We start from the raw sequence: 22,334 nt of genomic DNA on the forward strand, positions 1-22,334 counted from the left end.
CTAAATAATAGGCGTGTTCGCAATTATTTGCAAACACGCCTATTTTATTATAATAAGATAATTATTCTGGTACTGTTAAATCTAATTCAAAGGCCGTTAACATATCATCGTTTGCTTCATTGATGGGGACGGATCTAACCATTGTCGCTTGTACAATGACCCGCTCCACTAAATCATAATCACATGTAATTAAAGTGATAATCGGTGTTTCTGTTGGATTTAATACTTCCAAAGCAGTCGGATCTACCCTTTGGATATTATCAACTTGATATTCATATATATTTTCTAAGTCGGTTAAATAAACCGTCGCACCATATTCAACATTCATTAAGGGTTGAAACAGTAAGCCTTCATGAATAGAATGATGACTTGCTAGTGGATAGTTTGAAACGCCCATTTCTTGGTCTTCAAATAATGTCCCTGCTCCTAAATACATCCCCGCTTCTGAGGTTCCTTTATAGATAGGCAAATTCATTTTAACCGATGGAATCGCAATCGCTCCAATTGTTGGTAAGTCATCCGGATTGACATTTTGTAGAATGACATCATAAGCATTTAATTCTTGAATATTATCCCAATCAAAAGATACATCCGCTAATTTATTTTTTTGAATTTGTTCGGCGGTAATGTTGCCAATCGCATTTTGTGTTTGTCCTCGTTTAATCATATAATTCTTAATCGGATCCATTGCTAATAACGCAATAGCAAATAAGATCAGCACGACACCAAAGAATGTACGAAAACCGCCACTCCGTCTTTTACGCCCTTTTTGGTTTTGGTATTCTCGCCTAGTTAGTTTAGCCATGATAAGCCTCCTCTTTTCACTCTCTATCTATTTTACACATTATTTTTAATATTGACATCTTTTGGAAGTGGCAAGAAGTAGAAAATTGAATAATTTTCGTTTCGTATGCCCACCCCCGCACAGTTGGGAGTGGACCAGAAGTAGAAAATCAAATGATTTTCGCTTCGTCTGTTCACCCCCGCACAGTTGAGTAGGTCTCAAGCAAGTCATTAAGACGCAGATTGAGACCACTCAACCACTGCGCTTTTAATTTAATAACAATAACTTGATTGAGTTTACCAAATTTATCTTTAACCTCATTAGGACGCAGATTGAGACCACTCAACCACTGCGGTTTTAACTAACAACCAATAAATCGATGGAATTTATCTACTTTATGCCCAGCCTCTTTAACAGAAGCTCTCCATTGATAGTTATTATTTTATCAGATTAAATTGAAAAATCAGCTATCAATGAATGAAAGTTTTATGAAGAAAGTGATAAGTTATCGATAACAAAGACCTGATGGTAAGCAATCTACTTACTATCAGGTCTATATTTGGGAGTATAATCTATATTAAAAGAGGCTTAGCTGCATTTCGCTTTATTCCTGTCCGCATCATGGTGTCGGTATTCAATCGTGTTATCATACATTATTTAACGACACACCATTATAGCACTTAATATTTTAAAACGTTCGGTATATCCATTCTTAAACAGCTATTAGCTCGGTTAATATTTAATTGAGGGAATGATTTTTATAATGATTAAGCGTTAATGGCTTCAATAACCGCTGCTACTTGAGCATCAAATTGTGCTTGTACTTCATCAGTTAATACTAATTGTCCGTCAACCCATGCAGAGTCATTGATTTTAACTTCTGTAAACTCATCAATCACTTGTGTACGAACGAATGGTAATAAGAATTTGTAGTTTTCAAACATATTCTCAAAGCCACCTGCACCGGCTGCAGAAACAGTCGTGAATTTGTTGTGGATAGCAGATTCACCTGCTGGATTAGCTGGATCTAATGAACGTGATAACCAGTCGATTAAGTTCTTGATAGTTCCAGGAATAGAGAAGTTATAGACTGGTGAGAAGAACCAAATAGCATCGGCTGCTGATGCTTCATCTCTAATAGCTTGAACTTCTGGTAAAACTGGATTTTCAATATCTTGATTCATTAAAGGTAATTTAGTGAAGTCTAAATACGATACTTCTGCTTTACCTGCTAATGCTTTTTCAGCCATAGCTGCTAATTGTTTGTTAAATGAACCTTCACGTAATGAACCTACTACAAATAATACTTTTTTCATAATAAAAAATCTCCTTTTTCTAATTAAATTGTTTAAATTTCTTCAAGAGTCTAATTAACTCTTGTCTTTCAGCTTCAGTATAAATACTAAATACTTCATCAATAATTTGACGATGCTTGGGCAAGACTTCTTCAAATTTTTGGCGCCCTAATTCCGTGATTGAAAATTCAAAACTACGTTTATCATTCGGACAAACTTTGCGCGTAATATAACCATCACGTTCCATATTTTTAAGAACAACGGTCATATTTCCAGAAGTTGCTAAAGTCTTTTCTTTAATTCGATTAATCGTCATATCCCCTAGGACATATAAAACATCTAGTATTCCAAACTGCGTCTGAGTCAGGCCTGCTTCACGAATTGCATCGCCTGTATTCAATTCAACTGTTCGTGATGCTTGTCTAAAGACAATATTTACATGAATCGGAGAATTCTTTTTGACTGAAACATCCATTACACATAGCCTCCTTGATGCTATTAATTATTACTAACTAGCAACAATAACAATATTATACCTATTTGAATGTTATGTCAATAGTTTTTTTATATTTATTTTTTTATTCGAAATATTAGATAAATTTTTTACGGTTTGTAAATTGTTTTGTTAGTTTATTATCATTTAAGAGTAATGGGACCGTCTTTCGGTTTTCTTCGAAGAACCTACAGACTTGATTTTCTGAGGCGCCATAAGAACTAAAGTTCAACAGCGCTCATGCAAAAATACATCCTAGTCATTACTAGGGAGTAGACCAGAAGTAGAAGATCGAATGATTTTCGCTTCGTCGGCCTACCCCCGCACAGTTGGGAGTGGACCAAAAGTAGAAAATCAAATGATTTTCGCTTTGTCTGTCCACCCCCGCAAAGTTGAGTAGGTCTCAAGCAAGTCATTAAGACGCAGATTGGGACCACTCAACCACTGCGCTATAAATTAATGAGCATTAATTTGACTGAATTTTTCAAGATTAATCTCAGCTACGTTAAGACGCAGGTTGAGGCCACTCAACCACTGCGCTTTGAATTAAATAGATATGCCTGAACAGAATTTAAAAAATTTTTAGCCAACCTCATAAAACTAAAAAAAAGAAAGAGAGAGTTTTAAGTGGTTGAAATTTTCCTCACGAAAAATTTCTGATGATGCCTTTCACCTCCGGAAAGGTAGGATATAGATTGCAGCTATATAATACGTTAGCTAATTGTCATTAATAAGTACCTTCTGTTCACTTCGTGGAACATACAAACTTAAATTCTTGAGGTTTTCTATTTCACTGAAGTTCAACAGTAGTTCGCAGTAGATAATTGACTAATACTTCGGTTAATAGCTCGTACCAGTCAAATTTGCTTTATTGGGAAGCTACTTCGTTGAGGTCCTGTAGCGCTAGCCAAATAACGAAAAAATATCCCTACAGCTGTTAATATAAACAGTCAGTAAGGATAATGAATTCTTTATATATTAATCGTGTTTGCGTTCTGATTTTAACAATTGATAAGAACGTTTCAAGGTCGCGAATAAACCTTTATCACTCGTTACCAAGACATTACTCTTATAGAACATAGCTGAAACCCATAAGCAAATGACCATAAAGACAATTGTTATGACAATCGATAAGAGAATTTCAGTACTGGTAACCGTTTCGGCTGCTACTCTAAATGGCATGACAAACGGTGTAAAGAACGGTACTAATGATCCAATTTTAACGATGGCATTATTTGTTGAAGCTAAGGCATACATACCGATATAAAAGCCAACCACTCCTAATAAGATTAAGGGTGCTGAAACTTTGTTGACATCTTCAACTTTTGATACTAAGGAACCTAAGAAACCTGCTAACGATGAATAGGTTAAGATACCAATTAATGCAAAAAGCCCACCAAGCAATAAGTCATTCATCGCTTTAGAAAGCATTTCAGAAAGTGAGAATGGTAAGCTTAAAAAGGATAAGTCAAAATTCATTTGGTTAAAGACAAATCTTCCAACAAAGAATAACACGACATAGATTGCTAATTGAGTTAAGATAACTAAGCCAATCCCGATCATCTTACCGAAGAAATGTTGAGTTGCTGAAATACTAGATAAGACGATTTCCATGATACGTGAGCCTTTTTCAGTTGCTATTTCTTGAGAAATAATTCCGATATAAATCATGATGAACATATAAACTACAAAACATACAGCATAAGCTAAACCGGTTCTGACGCTTTTTAAATCTTGATTCGCAGTATCAGCTTGTACTTCGCCTGACTCAGAGAAATTTAAATTAATTGTTTCAAAGCTGACTTGTTGAGCTTCAATTTCAGCTATTTTTGCTGGATCGATCCCTAAATTTTCAATGCTGGTCTGCGTTTGATAGGCTTGTAATACTAATTGAATTTGATTCACGTCGATGTCTTTGCCTACTTTTTCACGGTAATATTTACCACTGATAGGTGCTTCTACAGAATCAAAGGTAATAAAACCATTGATAGTGCCCTCATCCAAAGCAGTTTCGGCTTCTTTTTGTGCTTCATAATAAGTATATTCATTACCTAAGTCCGATTGATTTAAGACGATTTGAATCTCTTGAGTGGCACCGACAATCCCAATATTACCAACACTTTCGGCCTCTTTACTTGAACCGATGAAAAATCCAATTAATCCAATAACCCCAATCATCAAGATTGGGCCTAATACCATCGTCACAAATGCCCAAGAAAATACGTTTTTACGATACACCTCGCGAATCACAATGCCCATTTTATTCATGACTTTCACCTGCTTTCAATTTGAAAATCTCTTCTAATGTTGGTGCTTGTTGATAAAATACTGGTACATAATTGCCTTTTGTTACTTGATCAAAAATAGCCTTTCCATAATTTTCGTCCGCTAATTCCAATAAATATTGATGACCATAGTGATGTTTAACAGCTTTCACACCTTCAAGAGTGGCTAACTGTTGCTCTGTCCAATCAGGAGTTTCAATTAACAATTTAGTGCGTCCAAATGACTGACGTACTTCTTCAATCCCTCCATAAAGGACTTGTTTACCATTATGAATCATGACCAATTTGTCGCAAATCTCTTCAACATTATTCATATTATGACTAGAGAAAATAACACAGCTACCTTTATCTTTTAAGGCAACAATCCCTTTTTTTAAGAAGTCAGCATTAACAGGGTCTAACCCACTAAATGGTTCGTCTAAAATAACCAATTTAGGTTCGTGAATTAACGTTGCAATTAATTGCACTTTTTGTTGATTCCCTTTGGATAATGATTTAATTTTATCGGTTCGTTTCCCTTTAACATTGAATCGCACCATCCATTCATCAATTTTGTCGATTATATCTGATTTTTTCATTCCTCTTAATTCAGCAAAATAGACGATCTGTTGTTCAATGGTCATCTTTTCATATAATCCACGTTCTTCTGGTAAATAACCAACTGTGTTATATACTTTATCGGTTAGTGTGACGCCATTCCACAACACTTCTCCATTGCCTTCAGGGGTTAAAAAATCTAAAATCATCCGAAAGATGGTCGTTTTACCCGATCCATTTTGACCGATAATTCCCATGATGGTGCCGGGTTCAATCGTAAATGAAACATCATCGACAGCGACTAAATCGCCAAAAGTCTTTCTTAGATGCTTAACTTCTAACATAAATTTCCTCCATAATCTCTTTGATATCATCAAGATATCACTAATTAAAAACATTTTCAATCGTTTTCCATTTAAAAATTGTAAAATATTGTAAAGTTTTATTAAATATAGCCATAGTTATTCACACGGTAATTTGATTGACAAAACCATATAAAACAAAATAAATTTTCATTAGCAGTTTTATTATACAACATTTACCTTTTACGATCATTTTTAGAGCAAGATAGGTGGCTTGATTTAGAATTTACCCAACAAAAAAGACTAAGCTTCACCCTAAAAGGTTTCACTTAGTCGTATTGATTTATTTTAATGGAATACTAATACCGGTGTACCATAAGTAATATTTGCATAGATAATCGCGACTTGATCCAAAGGAGTATTAATACAACCCAGAGAACCATTATTCACGTAGGTATCGCCTCCAAATGACCATTGCCAACTAGCGTCATGAATCCCTTGCGCTTGATAGTCAAAACGAATCCAATAATCTACCGGCACTTTATAATCAACTTTTAAAGTTGGATTATAACCAACTAAATGGGTGTCATATAACATTTCAATCACCGCATTAGCACCTGGAATAGTCTCGGTACCATATTTACCAGATACAATATTCGTCGCAACCAGAACTTCGCCATCTACATAATAATACATCATTTGGTTCGTTAAGTCGATCTCAACATAGGTATTACCAATGTCATCTTTTTCACCTAAACGATTCCCTACTCCATAAAAGGCCATTTTACGAGTGACGTCTTGCCCATTATGAATATCAGCAATGATTTGTTGTACTTCTGTATCCACATCGATTGACCACCCTAAAATACCTGCCGGCACCGTTACTGTTCCTTGCAAAGTACTTTCAAATTGACGGTCTTTACCTTCTGTTGAATACTTATCATTTAAGGCATTGACGTAAGCATAAACCATTTCCTCATCAACATATAAATCATTATTGGCATCGAAATGAATCCACTTTTGTAACTCTTCACGAGGTATCGTAATATCATCACCAGCCACCTGTAGGGTAATCTTCGTATCTAGAATCTGATTAATATAGTCCATAGTTTTAGTTACTTGTTCGCTATCTTCACCGATATTAGGGTCCGCATAAACCGATTCTAATTCAATCTTGCCATTATCTTGCTCTAAAGAATCAACAATCGCTGCTGATAATTTATCATAATCTATCTCAGTACCTTTTTGTCCAGGTTCAACGAAATAGCCTTTATCATCCGAATAATCGATCACTGCGTCGACAACTTTTTCCCGACCATCATTCGTAATATTTAATTTATCCAATGCACCTTTGACTTGTTCCGAATCAACCGTTACATTATGTCCTAAAACATTTTTAACTTCAGTGCCGTCAAATAGATTTACTACCCATTGACTTGGATCTTGTGATTCATAGGTTGCTTTTAAAATTTCATCAGGTGCAACTTCTACTCCTAAATCACCTAGCGTAATTTTACCTAATTCTTTACCCTTTTCAGTTAAGGTAATTGTTTCCTTATTAATGGCCTCATTGATTTGTTTTTCAGCTTCCGCTAAAGTTAAATTACCAATATTGACCGATCCATAACTTGTGTTAGGGGTGAATTTTTCGGCATAATAGCCGACTCCACCTAGATAGCCTAGACCTAAAGTAATTAGTGAAACAACCCCTGAAATGACTACTTTTTTCAAATTTTCTCACCCATCCAATTTATCTCTCATTTACCATAACATAAAAAAACTTAAAAAGGGAGTATTAAATTATGAAATATTTATGAATTTCCATGAGGATTGGTTAATGATTACTCATACTCAATCTTAAATAATTCATGAAAAGCTGGATTATCAAGTAAACTTGCATCCTTAATTAAAATAACATGATATAATTGCTCATCCATAACTTTCATATAAACTCCCGCTATATCAAATGATTCAAATAAATACCAGTCTTCATTTAATAGCGTCCTATCAAAATCCATCAAACGAAAATCCAATGTTAATTGTTCAAGTTCAGCTGCCGTAATATTAGGTAAACTGATAAAATTGACACTGCCATCAATTGCTTGACCAATCTGCTGTGCGCTCTCGAATTCGAGATAATCAAAGGAAGTCCCTTCTATCGCTTGCACATTGGTTTGATATTTTTTCTCGAATCGTGTTTTCGTATCAAATGCAGAGTCGAAATTGATGAACGGTAAATACGATTCTTGACTACATGCGACCAACAATAAAACGGCTGTGAGCAGAATCCAAAATTTCTTCATTGCCAACTCCTTTAAAATACGATTAATAATGATATTATTATATCGGTTTGATTATTAAAACTCAAATAAAAGTCGACATTTTAATAAATTATTTAGACATTTAGGCAACAATGACAGTATACTATAGTTATAATCAACAACTGAAAGAAAGGAGTATCCGATGAAACAGTATTTATTAACAATTAGTCAATTAGGTAAAATATCACAAACCCATGTTAAAGCTTTACGTTATTATCAATCCATCGGCATCCTAAAACCGGTATATGTCCATCCAGACAATAACTATCACTATTTTAGTTTAGCTCAAGTCACCTTAGTTCAAATTATTAAATTATGCACTGAAAATGATGTACCACTCAAAGAATTAAAACGATACCTCGATGAAAAAGGTGAAACGATCGCCTTAAAAGACTTAATTAATTATGCTAAAGCCTTGGTAGAAACCAAAATTGCCAAAGCACAAAAACAATTAGACTATATCAATTATATCCAAGAGGAAATTGAACACTCACAAGAAATCCATCAACAACACGCCTTACACTATGTATTAGATGAGGCTCATTATTGGATCGAGCCATTTGATGGTCATATATTAAGTGAGGATTATTTTACCAAATTAATGGCAATTGAAGATCAACTCAATGAATTAGGACTCTTACCAGTCAAACGAATTGGCTTATTGATCCGCTATGAGTACGGACAAAAAACGCCTTTCATTTGCTTAAAATTGGAAAAATTGCCCTTCCAACAGCACTCGCAAATTATCACCATCCCAGAACAACGTAATCATATTGAACACGTCTGTTACGAAGATTTAACCCAACGTATTAGCGAAATAGAGACGCAATTCCAACCACAATGTATTTTTGTAACAGAAACCTTTGAAGATGACTACGACCTCTTCTCGCCTCACTTAGAAATTCAATTTGACGAGGCAGAATGATGGGAATCACCGTCAATATTTTTGAAAAATTTTGCTGAATTGGGGCTTTAAGTACTATCAAGTGAGATGGAGCTATTCTTGGCACAAGTGGAGCAAAAATGGCACGGGTGGCGCTATTTGATGGCAATATCTAGAGTAATTGTGATTATAACTAGGCATTTTTAAAAATTAAAAATAATTATCAATTCGGATACTCATTCTAATAGTTGAATTGAAATTTTTCATCTGCATATTAACACCATTACTTTAATATTTAAGCGCCCGGTTCTCTATAGAATCAGGCGCTTAATTTTATAAATGTTTTCAAAATAGGTTTGAGTAGAGATTTTTAACTAATTGATTAATAATATCTTTTCCTCTATTAATTATTAGTCTTTTCGATTCGGTATAATTAGAATCATTGCCTATTTGTATTTCAGCATAAACTTTTTCTAACTGTGCTTTTGAAGGATAAAAATGATCATTTATAAAATTCGGTTCTAATTTTTGACCAAATTTTAAATTATCATATAAATTATTTTCTTTCTTAGAGCGATTATTATTTCGATCTAGTATCATTAAATTTCCTAATACACCACCTGGTAATTGATTACCTGTTTGTCTTATAAATTCTTTTGAAATTACATGTTCTACATCATGTGATTCATTTTTAAAGTTTACAAGATTAACATTCATACAAACAAGATATAAAAATTTAGATATTTTTTCGACATTAATCGAATTTTTTTTAGTTTGTTCATCATACCAATCTAACAATGCATTTTCGAATCTTGTTTGTTCAATTGGCATTAAATATGATTCTTCATTATTTAAAATAATATTATCAAGTTTTGTATCACCAGATCCAGACCATTTATTTGTTACGGTTTGAAAAATGAAATAATATATAAGATTATTTTTTATTTTTTTGAATTTAACTGAATATTTTTCTTTATGTTTCAGCCTAACATTTATACAATCTTCTTTATTAAGAATCTCATATTTTTCTTTCCATAATGATCCAAAAAAAGACAAGATTTGAAAGTCCTTTGCAAGTTGTTTTCCATAATATTCATCATTCGCTGAAGGATATTTAAAGTATGGTTTAAAAGTATTATTCAATTCTTCATAAGTACTTTCAATATTAGAAAAAAGGTCTTCAATAAACTCTGTATTTTTTAATATTTCATAATGTTTTGATATGTCGTTTAAATTTTTATTACTTATCCCAAGGACAATCGCAAGTGAAGAATAACCTATTTGATTTGCTAGATCATCGTTTTCACTATCCCAAAATAGTGGCATAGATTCAAGAATAATTTGACCTAAAGCAAAACATAATTCAGATAAATTTATTTCTTTTGACTTATTCATTTCTATTTCATCAAAGTTCTCGATGGGTAGTTCTCTAGAGTCTCTTAACTTCAAATAATAAGAAATTACGTGTTCTAGTACTTTTTTATTCATTTTACCATCAGATAACTTTATCGTGTAATGAGCCCATTGGGCAGCAAAAACTTGGTACTTAGAGAGCTTTTTGCCACCCCTATTTAGATTTTCAAAAACATTTGCTAAATCTGTTTGAGAGCCAGTATATATTATAGTTGGTACTACTATAGAATCGATGTCTACGTACTCTTTTAATTTTGCTTCTATTTTATCGAGCACTAATTGTAATTTTATTAAGTCATCACTTGTAAATTTATAGTCTTCCTCTAGATAATTATTTAATGTTTCGAAAAGTACAATTAAATTAAATTTATTATCTTGGGAACTTTTTTGAACGAATTCTTTTAATCCTAAAGATAAGTTCTTTATTAATTTATCCTTATATGAGATTGATGCTATATCATATCCTTTAATTAAAGGTAAAATATGATTTTCCAAGATATCATCCATTTTAAGGTAGTTCTCAGGATTTTTTGATAATCCTTTATAGTAGTAAATCTTTGTAGACCATCAATTAATGAATATTTATCATCATCATATTTATAAACTAAGATGGCTCCAAAAGGATATCCTTTACTTATAGTTTCAATAAAATTAATTTTATCATTTTTTGACCAAACCAGTTTTCTTTGGAACTCAGGTAAAACCACGTTGTTTTGAAGTTCTTTAAAGTAAGTAGACTCTACTTTATAGTTAGTTTTCATATTTTATTCTCCTTAATCATTCCTCAATATAATTAGATCATACTTTTTTGAATTGATCAATAGAGAAAAAATTCATTTCCAGAAGACAAATATTTTTAATAAATGCCTTATGGCAATTCAGCTAAATAATGTTGGAAATTTAGATTGAATACTTGATGACGATTTAAATCGGGTGCTATCTCTTCATAAGCAATCGGAATCGTTAAATCATCCACCAACATAATCGTTCCTAAGCGTTCCGCAGCATTGTCTTTTGGTACTAAAATTGGTAATCCCACAATATCTGCTAATAATTGAACTAATACTTTAGAATAAGTCAAACCACCGGTCAAAGCGACACCTTTAAAATCATGAAGAGCTTTTAAATTTTCGACATTATGTCTCACATTATAGAATACCCCACAAACCATCGCCATTAACAAGTCCTCACGGTGATGATGACGTTCTAAACCAATGAATTTTGCGACTGCCTGTTCGTCCCACAAGGGCGCTCTTTCCCCATTTAAAAACGGTAAAAAGACTAAATTACTAGGTGTTTTAGTCTTAATAATGGCCTCCAACTCTTTAAAATTCGTTTGATACACCGAACAAATCCAATCTAAAACATTGCCTGCATTATTGCTAGGATAGCCGATTAAATAGTGTTGCTGATCAATGATATAACTAAAGTTCATGGAATCAAGATCCACTCTCATCTCATTCGCCATGACACGAACGGCATGACTCGTCCCAAAAGATAGAACCGCATAGTCATTAAAATGACGATAAACAAAACTTGACGACACCCCATCAGACGTTCCAATCACGACATCTGCTTGACCTAAGTCAAATTCTGCTAATAAAGGTGCCGCAGCATGACACTCCTTCACTAACGGTAGCTGAGCCAAGTTTAACTGTAATTTATCTAGCACCAATTCACTCCACTGTCCGCTCTGACTATCATATAATCCCGAGCTACTAGCATTGGAAACGTCTATCCACCATTCACCCGTCAAAAATTCAAAAATTAAATCTTTAATCGAATAGATTTTAGCTACCGAATGCCAAACAGGCTGACGTAAATGATAATACAATTTGTAAAAAGGATTCATACTATGAATCGGCGTACCGGTTGTTAAATACAAGTCCTCTTTAAACGCATCATCGATTAAAGATAACTCTTGATGACCTCGCTTATCCGCCCATGTCACAATCCCAGTCAAATCTTGATACTCATCATCCCGTAATAAAATGGAATGCATCGCTGTTGTTAACACAATGCGATAGTTAGACTCTGGTTTCAATTCACGTAAGCCCCTTAAAATCGCTAACCGCATCTCAGACCAACTTAATTCATAATGCAAACCATCCGAACGAATCTCTTGATAACGATAGGCCCATTCTTCCTCAAATTGCAACTGATGATCAAAACGAGCCAACTTCAAGTTCGTCGTCCCCACATCAATACTAATTGTATGACGATAACTCATAATACCCTCCTCATAAAATAAAATAATAACTGCTAATAATTAATTCAATTATCTTATAGATTGAAAGGGTTGTCAAAGGTGATCATGGAAACTTTACAATACTTTCGCTCTATATTAAAAATTCCCTCCCAAAAATGGAAGGGAACATTTTTATAATTCTTGATGTCCACCAAACTGATAGCGCATGGCTGATAATACTTTTCCTGAATATTGATTGTCATCTAAGGTGCTATTTCGCTTCATCAAAGATAATGCGATTACTGGAACTGGTACTTCATTTGCCATTGCCTCTTCAATGGTCCACAGTGCTTCCCCTGAGGAAGAAACCTCACCCTTGAATTTTTGTAATGTGGGCTCAGTTTTTAATTCTTCATACAATTTTTCCATTAAGAACGATTCTATTATTGAACCATGATTCCATAGATTCGCAACATTTGCTAAATCAAATTCATATTTATTTTGTGTATAAAGTAAATCAAACCCTTCGGCGATAGCTTGCATCATTCCATACTCGATACCATTATGCACCATTTTTAAATAATGTCCACTACCTGGCTGTGAGTGATATATAAAGCCATTAGGCACACATAAATTAGTCAATGTTTCTTCTAAGACTGAATCGAGTGTTCCTTCGCCACCCATCATCATACAAGCACCATATCTTGCGCCTTCAACTCCACCTGAAATACCACAATCATAATAACGAATGTCATATTTTTTGGCGTCTTCAAATCGTCTCAATGAATCCTTAAATTGTGAGTTTGAAAAATCAATAATTGAACTCTTCTCTTTAATTAAAGGCAGTATTTTATCAAATGTAGAGTCGGTGATTTTACCTGCAGGTAAAACTAAAAATATTATTTCTTTTTTACTCGCATCAAACAATTGATCGAATTCAGTTATAAAACTAAATTTAGGATGTTGGTATAAGTTAGCAATTTCACCATTTATATCATAACCTTTTACAATAATATTATGATCGTTTAATTGTTTAGCGAGAGATAACCCCATTTTTCCGAGACCAATCACTATTATCTCCATTAATAAATTCTCCTAATGTAATTCTGGCTAAAAGTTTTTATTTGCAATAATTAAATCATCTAGCACTTCTTTAGCGACAGTTGCTGAAGGAATTGTTCTAGATAAAGTAAATGCTTGCCAAACTTTTTGATAATCCTGTTCAATATACCCTTGAACTAATAGTTTTTCACACATTAATTGTTGGTGCATTAATGCTTGTTGGAACATCGGTATTTGACCTTGACAGATTGGCTCTGGTCCTTTACTCCCAACAATACACGGCACTTCCACCATCGCATCATCAGGGAAGTTAGCAATCGCACCATTATTTTCAACTATCATCAGCATGCGTTCATGAGTATTAAAGGCAATTGCGCGTGCTAAATCAACAATAAAATAAGCATGGCTATCAATATGGAACCCATTGTCTTTTGCTGTTCCAGTTTCAATAATATGTCTTGCCGTTTCAAAAACATCCTTCTCACGACCGTCCATCACTTCATTGGCACGTGTATACTCTTTATTAGAATTTTCAACTACATAATCAGGGAATAAATAATATTTCAAGTAAGTATTTGGTAAGAAGCGTGGATCAACAGCGTAAATATCACGCGCTTTTTTATGTGTTTCTTGCCAACTTGGGTCCGTATGCTGAGTGTCAATTTCAACTTGGTTTAAATAACCATTTTCTTTAACATAGTCCTTTACTAATTGAGTATAATCAGTTCCATCTTTACCACGAACACTTGTCCACCATCCGAAGTGATTTAACCCAAAATAGTCTACTTCTAATTGATCGGGTGTAGTACCAATAATCTGAGACATTCTTCTTAGAGTTCCCACTGGCATATCACAAATGTTTAACACTTTAGATTCTGGACGTAGTACTCGGCACGCTTCAGCGACAATTGAAGCTGGATTGGAATAATTTAACATCCAACAGTCTGGTGAATATTTTTCCATATAATCTATAATTTCAAGCATTCCAGTAATACTTCTCATGCCATATGCCATACCACCTGCACCACACGTTTCTTGACCCACTACATTATGTTTTAATGGAATCTTTTCGTCTAACTCACGCATCGCATATTTCCCTACACGAATATGAGCCATACAGAAATCCATATCTGTAAAAGCTACTTCAGGATCCGCAGTATAGACAAATTCAACTTCAGGAGCATCCTCTTTTAACATAATTTCAATAGCTTCCCCTAATACTGCTTGACGTTCTTCATCATTATCATATAAGTATAGTTTCTTCAATGGAAAACGTTCTGAACTCGCTAATAACATTTTTACAATACCCGGTGTAAATGTACTTCCTCCACCAGCAATTACAACTGAAAATTTCTTCATAATATCCTCCCTAATAATTTGCTAAAAACTCATCGACAGCATTACGCATCTTCGTTACATTTAGTCCATAAACAACATGAACATTTTCATCTTTAATCACAACACCATTGGCATTGGTTGCATTCGTTAAAGTACTTTCATCTACTAATGAAGAATCTTTAACAACTGTCCGTAATCTTGTATAACAATTATCAACAGACACAATATTCTCTTTACCACCTAATGCTTCAACAATAATTCTTCCCATATCATGTACTAATGCTTGATCATTGGAATCTGAAGTTCCACCTTGATTTTTTCTCGCTTCATAGTCTTTCTTAGAATATAGTCTTGTTTCTTCAGTAGCTGATTCCCTACCAATTGTTTTTAAATCAAATTTTTCAATCATAAATTTAAAAATGACGAAATATAAAGCAAAGAAGAAAATACCTACTAAGATATACATAGGCCAAGAAGTTTTTTGTATTCCTAAAGGAACATTCATTAACAGGAAGTCAATAAACCCGTTTGGCCCGATTGCTCTAACATTAAATAAGTTTAATACAACCATTGATAATCCACTTAATCCAGCATGAATCACAAATAAAATAGGTGCAACAAACATAAATGAGAACTCAATTGGTTCTGTAACCCCTGCAATAAATGATGTAAATGCAGCTGGAATTAAAATAGCACGAGCACGCATCTTTTTCTCAGGTGATGCAGTCATATACATCGCAAGACAAGCACCAATCAAACCAAACATTTTAGAAATACCACGAGCGTCCCAAATAACACTTTCTGATAAACGTTGAATCGACGGTTCTACCATTTCAGCAAAATAAATATTACGAGAACCTTCAAAAACTTGCCCCGCAATCGTTTCTGTTCCACCTAAGGATGAATATAAAAATGGTGTATAAACTAAATGGTGTAATCCAGTAGGAATTAATAACCGCTCTAAAGCACCATATAAGAACAAGCCAAAATTACCTGATTTTTGAATAAAACCGCCTAATTGATTGATTCCATATTGGAAACTTGGCCACACATAAGTCATCAACACTCCAAATAAAACTACAACTGGGATGAGGACAATAAAAGCAAAACGTGTTCCACCATAAATATTAAAGGCATTATTAAATTCTATATTACTAAATTTGTTAAAAACATACGCAACTATCAGACCTAACATAATTCCGGCGAATACACCCATATCTAATACTTGAACACCTAATACCATTGTTTGTCCAGTACCAGATAATGAGTCCGATTCAATCAAATGCCCATTTAAAGTAAGCGTCCGATTCATTGCGTTAATAAAAACTAAAAAAGATAGTAATGCTGTAAAACCAGCTTCCCCTTTTTTCTCTTTTGCTAGACCAACTGCAATCCCTACACAAAAAATAATTCCTAAGTTAACAAGTATCGTAACCAATGACCCGGTTAAAATTGAGCCAAAATTTTTGGTCACTGGATTATCCATAAATGGTACAACCTCTAATAACCTTGCATTCGTTAATAAATTACCAATTGCTATTAATAACCCTGCAATCGGCAAAATTAACACTGGAATAAACATTGCCCGCGAAAATTTTTGCATGGCCTCCATAACTTTTCCCTTCATAACTAAACCTCCATAAGTTCAATTTTTGTTGATTTCATCATATCACTACACCGCTTACATTATCTACAAAATAAAAAAGAATGAAACATATTTCCTGATTTAGAAAAATATTTCATTCATATATATCTTCAATTAAATATTCAAAAAACATTAACAATACAGGAAAAAATAAACCCGTTCTTTGATTATTCCAATCAAATTTATTATGATTTTCGATGATAAAATTAAAGTCTGAAATCCTTGCTAAATCATTATCATTATCTTGTGAAAATGAAATAACTGGTATATTCTGTTTCTTGGCAATTCTTGCTTTATCATTAATCATAGGGGTAAACCCACTTTTTGAAACACATATTAAGGTATTAATGCGATTAATATTATTCAAAAATAATGCATTACTATCAGCACCATTAGTAAAGATGACATTACTTCCCTTACCCAGTAATTTTTTATATAAGTATTCTGCAATAATTCCCGAATAACCTGTACCAATAATAAAGATAGTCTTACTATGATCATTCAATAAGAGCTTCACTTCTTCTGCGATTTTTTTATTGGTTTCAAAAACATTCAAAAATATTTCTGATAGATCATTTACTTCATTTTTATTTAACTCCTGTTTTCCTTGACGATGAGTAAACTCGTAAATCATATCCGTATAACCATCAAAACCTAATTTTTTTGCTAATCTAAAAATAGTCGAGGCAGAGGTGAATGTTTCCTTGGCCATATGTTGAATCGTCATTGAACCAATTTTATCTTGATTTTTTTCAATAAAATTTAAAATCTCCTGTTCATTTTCACTTAGTTTCTTATGCTGGTAAATATTATTCATAATCCACCTCCTAAATAATTAACTCTCTAATTATTTATTGTATCAAAAAGACATACAGCGTGCACGATAAAATAATGAAAAAGTGAAGATAAGTTCAATCTCGGATATATTTGAAAGTTCTAAAATTAAATTAGTCACTTTGTGAATGCCCTCTTTCCCTTCTAAATTCTCACTTAATTTCCACCGCATTTTGCTAGATCCATTTTCATTCACAAACTTTGTCTTAAAATGAGACACATTATTAAGATTTATTTAAGTTTTGCGACTATAATCCCGAAATTTTATGAAAATGAAAATATCTGTCAAAATATGGCCTTTTTGTGTCTCAAAATGAGACACTATGAAAATGACAATTCTTCTTTCAAATACAATTTAGCTGCCGGATTGTGAATAAACTCCAAATGTAATGCTTTCATCCTATTTATCCAAATATATTGAAAACACATCCCCTGCTTTTGAAAACACTATGATTGTGAAATTGTATGATATTATATAATCAAATTTCAACTCCCTCTCTACCCAATCCGTACTAAATTTATTCATTAGTCTATCCACGTCTTCATTTCCCGCAGGCAAGTGACTCTGAAAAACCTTCCCCAGAAAGTTTTACCGATTAACCCTTCCCTTTTATATTTAAATTATGATACAAATAAAGACTATGCGTTATTATGAGTAACGCTAAGAAAAAATTTGCAAGAAAAAGTTAGTTTATTGTGATTAGCAATGTTAAGCATCAATTCTGCATGAGTTTTCATGGATAGGCATAAACTTTATAAATGCAATCACGTTGTGTTCGCTAATTTATATCGCAGTGTTTGAGGCCTACTCAACTGTGCGGGGGTAGGCCAACGAAGCGAAAATTATTCAATTTTCTACTTCTGGTCTACTCCCAGAAAACCTCAAGAATTGAAGGCTGGATGTTCCACGAAGTGAACAGAAAGCCGATGCCATTGCTTTTGAATTACAATAAACTAACAATATCTCAATTATTTAACTTTTAGCGTGTCTCAGATTAACTCCCCATTTTATTTTTTTAGTTGTGAATGTAAAAAAGACTATGAGTCATTATTAGTAACGTTAAGCAAAAATTTCGCATGAGCACTCTTGAGCTTTAGCTCTTAGAGTGCCTCAGAAATTTTAATCCGGATGTCCAAAGGACAGAAGGATGTTGCCGTTACTTTTTAATAATGAATCATAGTCAAAATTGCATTTGTCATCGTTCTTTCATGACAATAAACCAATTTATATTTTTATATCACTCTTTAATTGTGGATCAAATCCCAACTTGGATTTATCTCTTAATCTAATCTTATTCTGCTTTACGACTTTTGTTTTCGACTTCCTTTGTCAAACGAGCCACAAAGTCTTCAAACGATAGCGTTTCGGATTTTTGAGAGCCATAAGGACGCACATTAACCGTACCATCACTAACCTCTTGATCACCAATGACAATTTGATAAGGCACCTTAGACGTTTGCGCTTCACGAATCTTGTAACCTAATTTTTCATTACGTAAGTCCATTTCCACACGGAAACCTTGATTACGTAATGCTTCATAAATTTCTTGTACACGATCACCATGCGCATCTAAGTTAACCGGTAATAACACCGCTTGAACCGGCGCTAACCAAGTAGGGAAAGCTCCCTTATACTCTTCGATTAAGTAAGCGACAAAGCGTTCCATCGTTGACACTACACCACGGTGAATAACCACTGGACGATGAGTATTTTGACCATCTTCCCCTACATAAGTTAAATCAAAACGCTCTGGTAATAAGAAGTCTAACTGGATGGTTGACATTGTTTCTTCAATACCGATAGCAGTCTTGAATTGAATATCTAATTTAGGACCATAGAAAGCCGCTTCACCAACCGCCTCAAAATAATCATAGCCTAACTCATCCATCGCTTCTTTCAACATACTTTGAGCTTTTTCCCACATCTCATCATCATCAAAATATTTCTCTTTATTTTCAGGATCACGATAAGATAAACGGAAACGATAATCCGTAATATTAAAGTCTTTATAAACTTCCTCAACTAAATTGATGACACGTGTAAATTCTTCTTTAATTTGATCAGGACGTACAAAAATATGCGCATCATTCAAGGTCATTTCACGCACACGTTGTAAACCAGATAAAGCTCCAGATTTTTCATAACGGTGCATCATACCTAATTCCGCAATACGAATCGGTAATTCACGATATGAATGAATATCATCTTTATAAATCATCATATGGTGCGGGCAGTTCATCGGACGAAGCACTAACATTTCACCGTCACCCATATCCATCGGTGGGAACATATCATCTTGGTAATGATCCCAGTGACCGGAAGTCTTATATAAATCAACTTTAGCCATAATTGGTGTATATACATGATCATAACCTAAAGCAACTTCTTTATCCATAATATAACGCTCAATAATACGCCGGATAGTTGCACCTTTAGGTAACCAGAATGGTAAACCAGAACCAACTTCTTGACTAATCATAAATAAGCCTAATTCTTTACCTAATTTACGGTGATCACGTTCACGCGCTTCGGCACGTAATCTCATAAACTCATCTAAATCAGCTTGATTAAAGAAAGCAGTCCCGTATACACGTTGCATCATCTTATTGTTTGAGTTACCACGCCAATAAGCACCAGCTAATGATAATAATTTAAAGACTTTAATTTTACCAGTTGAAGGCACATGCACCCCACGACATAAGTCGGTGAAATCTTCTTGGGTATAAACGGTAATCACTTCATCTGCAGGTAAATCATTAATTAACTCCACTTTATATGGATCATTTTTAAAGATTTCTAACGCTTCTTCACGCGATACTTCACGACGAACAATTGGATAGTTTTGTGAAATGATTTTTTTCATTTCTTTTTCAATTGCTGGTAAATCTTCTTCCGTAATTTGTTCTTCCTTATCTGTATCATAGTAGAAACCTGATTCAATCGCTGGCCCTACCCCAAAATGAATCCCTGGAAATAAGCGAGTCATTGCATGCGCCATTAAATGGGCAGTGGAGTGACGTAAAATTTCTAATGCTTCTTCACTCTTATTCGTAATAATCTCAATGGAACCATCTTCCATAATAGGTCGTTCAAAATCAATTAACTCACCATTCAATTTACCCGCTAAAGAAGCTTTTGCTAAAGATTTACTAATTGACTCTGCGACTTCACGAGTTGTTACACCTTGTTCATATTCTCTTGTATTCCCATCTGGAAAAGTTAAGGTAATCATCGCCATTTTATATTTCCCCCAAAATATTATTTCAACAAATAAAAAGCGCCCCATTGCATATTTTTACAATACACAATGGGACGACTTCAAGACGTGGTTCCACCCAATTTTCATCAGCAAGCTGATGCTTAAAGAGCTTAACGCGCTCAGACGTCTACCGTTACTTTAGTTCGCAGTAGCATCTTACAAAGGGGTAAATCATTAGTGGATCTAAGGCGTTGCACCAACCCGCCTCTCGCTAAAACACACACTAATCATCCATGTCTTTGTTACTTGTCGATTTATGTTTCCTATTATGCCACTAAAAGACTTTGAATTCAAGCTTTCATGCTTTTAAAAACTAATTTTTAATAAAAAGATAACATTCCTTAAGCCTGATAACGTTTTTCACCATCTAAATAAGTTGCTTCTAATACTAATTCAGGCGAAACTACAATGAAATCCGCATCCAATCCAGGTGCGATGCGTCCACAAACATCATCGATTCCTACCGATTTTGCTGGTGACAATGAAGCCATTCTTAAAGCATCAGCGACATCTACTAAGCCCCAATCATAGACATTTTTAACACCTTGTTTTAACTCTAAGATAGAGCCAGCTAAATTGCCCCCTTCTTTAAGACGGGCTGCTCCCTCTTTAACAATGACGTCAAACTCACCTAATTTTGATTCACCATCACCCATACCACCGGCGCGCATACAGTCAGTAATTAAGACTGTTTCTTCAGGTCCTTTCGCTTTTACGACTACTTTAGCTGCACCAGGATGGACATGATGACCATCACAAATTAATTCAGCAAAGGTACCGTCAGAACTTAAAGCCGCACCTACCATGCCAGGATTACGGTGATGAAGTCCACTCATCCCATTATATGTATGGATAAAAATATTCGCGCCATTATCGACAGCGTCCATCGCTTCTTCATAAGTTGCATCACTATGGGCTAATGCCACATGAATATCTTTTGACTTCGCAAATTCAATAAACTCTTTTACCCCTTTACGTTCCGGCGCAATCGCAATTTTATTGACTAATTGATTGGATAATTGATGCCATTTATCTAAAACGGGAATCGAAGGATCCGACATATATTTAGGATTTTGAGCGCCTTTATATTTTTCAGTAAAGAACGGCCCCTCTAAGAAAATCCCTCTAATCTTGGCCCCTTCTACTTCTTGATAATGTTCGCCAATCGTTTGACAAACCGCATTTAACAACTCTACTGATGAGGTTAAAGTAGTCGGTAACCAAGAGGTAACGCCACACTCTAATAAACCATTTGACATGACTTTAATTCCTTCAAAATCATTGTCCATTACATCATGCGATTTGTAGCCATGAATATGCGTATCCACTAAGCCTGCCGAAATGATAGAGTTCGAATAATCCACCACTTCAGCACCCGCTGGTACCTCTTTGACAACCTCACCAAACTTGCCCGCATTTATTTCTAAATACGCATTTTCTACTACTTCCTGCTCTAACACGATGCCCTTTGCTTTTACATAATAAGTCATCTTCCCATGCCTCCTTATTCTTCATGCTCTATTATACGCCTTATGATTGAATCTTAAAACCATAATCACAGTAGAAAATTAATTTATTTGGATAAAGACATCAGATTGATTCAATGAAAAAGTCATAGTCTCTTCTGCTCATCTTCGTCGATAAATTTAATCTTCCTATTTTCAAAATAGATAATACTCGCTCCATGCCGATCG

18 protein-coding genes are annotated in these 22,334 nt (G+C 34.2%); 1 reads left to right on the forward strand and 17 read right to left on the reverse strand.

Translation table 11 applies throughout. The annotated features are described in order from the left end of the window. Positions 1 to 61 precede the first annotated feature (61 nt). From LB888_RS01275 to LB888_RS01310, 8 genes are all read right to left on the reverse strand, one after another. Complete coding sequence (locus tag LB888_RS01275) at positions 62 to 805, reverse strand: class A sortase (protein ID WP_318753292.1); 744 nt, start codon at positions 803 to 805, stop codon at positions 62 to 64. A 172-nt stretch (positions 806 to 977) separates the two neighbouring features. Continuing rightward, positions 978 to 1,130, reverse strand: coding sequence for a hypothetical protein (locus tag LB888_RS01280; protein ID WP_318753293.1), 153 nt, complete (start codon positions 1,128 to 1,130; stop codon positions 978 to 980). Positions 1,131 to 1,551: 421 nt separating this feature from the next. Beyond that, on the reverse strand, positions 1,552 to 2,100 hold the full coding sequence (locus tag LB888_RS01285) for an NADPH-dependent FMN reductase (protein WP_318753294.1): 549 nt from the start codon (positions 2,098 to 2,100) through the stop codon (positions 1,552 to 1,554). Between the two features lie 19 nt (positions 2,101 to 2,119). Further along, on the reverse strand, positions 2,120 to 2,554 hold the full coding sequence (locus LB888_RS01290; RefSeq protein ID WP_318753295.1) for a MarR family transcriptional regulator: 435 nt from the start codon (positions 2,552 to 2,554) through the stop codon (positions 2,120 to 2,122). A 996-nt stretch (positions 2,555 to 3,550) separates the two neighbouring features. Then, complete coding sequence (locus LB888_RS01295; protein WP_318753296.1) at positions 3,551 to 4,840, reverse strand: ABC transporter permease; 1,290 nt, start codon at positions 4,838 to 4,840, stop codon at positions 3,551 to 3,553. Beyond that, positions 4,833 to 5,738, reverse strand: coding sequence for an ABC transporter ATP-binding protein (locus LB888_RS01300; protein ID WP_318753297.1), 906 nt, complete (start codon positions 5,736 to 5,738; stop codon positions 4,833 to 4,835). Before LB888_RS01300 ends, LB888_RS01295 begins: the two co-directional genes overlap by 8 nt. A gap of 306 nt (positions 5,739 to 6,044) precedes the next feature. Then, positions 6,045 to 7,427 carry a L,D-transpeptidase family protein gene (locus LB888_RS01305; RefSeq protein ID WP_318753298.1) on the reverse strand — a complete coding sequence of 461 codons (1,383 nt, stop codon included), beginning with the start codon at positions 7,425 to 7,427 and terminating at the stop codon, positions 6,045 to 6,047. 110 nt (positions 7,428 to 7,537) lie between these two features. After that, a complete protein-coding gene (locus LB888_RS01310; protein ID WP_318753299.1) occupies positions 7,538 to 7,999 on the reverse strand; it encodes a hypothetical protein in 462 nt (153 codons plus the stop codon). A gap of 160 nt (positions 8,000 to 8,159) precedes the next feature. Here LB888_RS01310 and LB888_RS01315 point away from each other — a divergent pair, with 160 nt between their 5' ends. Continuing rightward, positions 8,160 to 8,942: a MerR family transcriptional regulator gene (locus LB888_RS01315; protein ID WP_318753300.1), complete on the forward strand. Its 783-nt coding sequence runs from the start codon at positions 8,160 to 8,162 to the stop codon at positions 8,940 to 8,942. Between the two features lie 303 nt (positions 8,943 to 9,245). On the opposite strand, the gene LB888_RS01320 is transcribed toward LB888_RS01315, so the two are convergent. The 9 genes from LB888_RS01320 to nagA all read right to left on the reverse strand — a co-directional run bounded on the left by LB888_RS01320 (position 9,246) and on the right by nagA (position 22,130). Further along, positions 9,246 to 10,808 carry a hypothetical protein gene (locus LB888_RS01320; RefSeq protein ID WP_318753301.1) on the reverse strand — a complete coding sequence of 521 codons (1,563 nt, stop codon included), beginning with the start codon at positions 10,806 to 10,808 and terminating at the stop codon, positions 9,246 to 9,248. Beyond that, positions 10,784 to 11,074, reverse strand: a complete 291-nt coding sequence (locus tag LB888_RS01325; protein WP_318753302.1) for a DUF262 domain-containing protein — start codon at positions 11,072 to 11,074, stop codon at positions 10,784 to 10,786. Before LB888_RS01325 ends, LB888_RS01320 begins: the two co-directional genes overlap by 25 nt. A 107-nt stretch (positions 11,075 to 11,181) precedes the next feature. Next, positions 11,182 to 12,543, reverse strand: coding sequence for an FGGY-family carbohydrate kinase (locus LB888_RS01330; protein ID WP_318753303.1), 1,362 nt, complete (start codon positions 12,541 to 12,543; stop codon positions 11,182 to 11,184). Between the two features lie 150 nt (positions 12,544 to 12,693). Then, entirely contained in the window at positions 12,694 to 13,584 is an 891-nt protein-coding gene (locus LB888_RS01335) for an NADP-dependent phosphogluconate dehydrogenase (protein WP_318753304.1), read from the reverse strand. Between the two features lie 27 nt (positions 13,585 to 13,611). Beyond that, positions 13,612 to 14,922 (reverse strand): 6-phospho-alpha-glucosidase, encoded by a 1,311-nt coding sequence (locus tag LB888_RS01340; RefSeq protein WP_318753305.1) that lies wholly within the window; start codon positions 14,920 to 14,922, stop codon positions 13,612 to 13,614. Positions 14,923 to 14,932: 10 nt separating this feature from the next. Next, entirely contained in the window at positions 14,933 to 16,528 is a 1,596-nt protein-coding gene (locus tag LB888_RS01345; RefSeq protein WP_318753306.1) for a PTS transporter subunit EIIC, read from the reverse strand. A 112-nt stretch (positions 16,529 to 16,640) separates the two neighbouring features. Then, on the reverse strand, positions 16,641 to 17,363 hold the full coding sequence (locus LB888_RS01350) for a MurR/RpiR family transcriptional regulator (RefSeq protein WP_318753307.1): 723 nt from the start codon (positions 17,361 to 17,363) through the stop codon (positions 16,641 to 16,643). A 1,309-nt stretch (positions 17,364 to 18,672) separates the two neighbouring features. Then, positions 18,673 to 20,613 (reverse strand): threonine--tRNA ligase, encoded by a 1,941-nt coding sequence (thrS, locus tag LB888_RS01355; RefSeq protein ID WP_318753937.1) that lies wholly within the window; start codon positions 20,611 to 20,613, stop codon positions 18,673 to 18,675. A 368-nt stretch (positions 20,614 to 20,981) separates the two neighbouring features. Continuing rightward, a complete protein-coding gene (nagA, locus tag LB888_RS01360; RefSeq protein ID WP_078756121.1) occupies positions 20,982 to 22,130 on the reverse strand; it encodes an N-acetylglucosamine-6-phosphate deacetylase in 1,149 nt (382 codons plus the stop codon). Between the last annotated feature and the right edge of the window lie 204 nt (positions 22,131 to 22,334).

The organism is Globicatella sp. PHS-GS-PNBC-21-1553 (assembly GCF_033564055.1).
GTDB lineage: Bacteria > Bacillota > Bacilli > Lactobacillales > Aerococcaceae > Globicatella > Globicatella sulfidifaciens.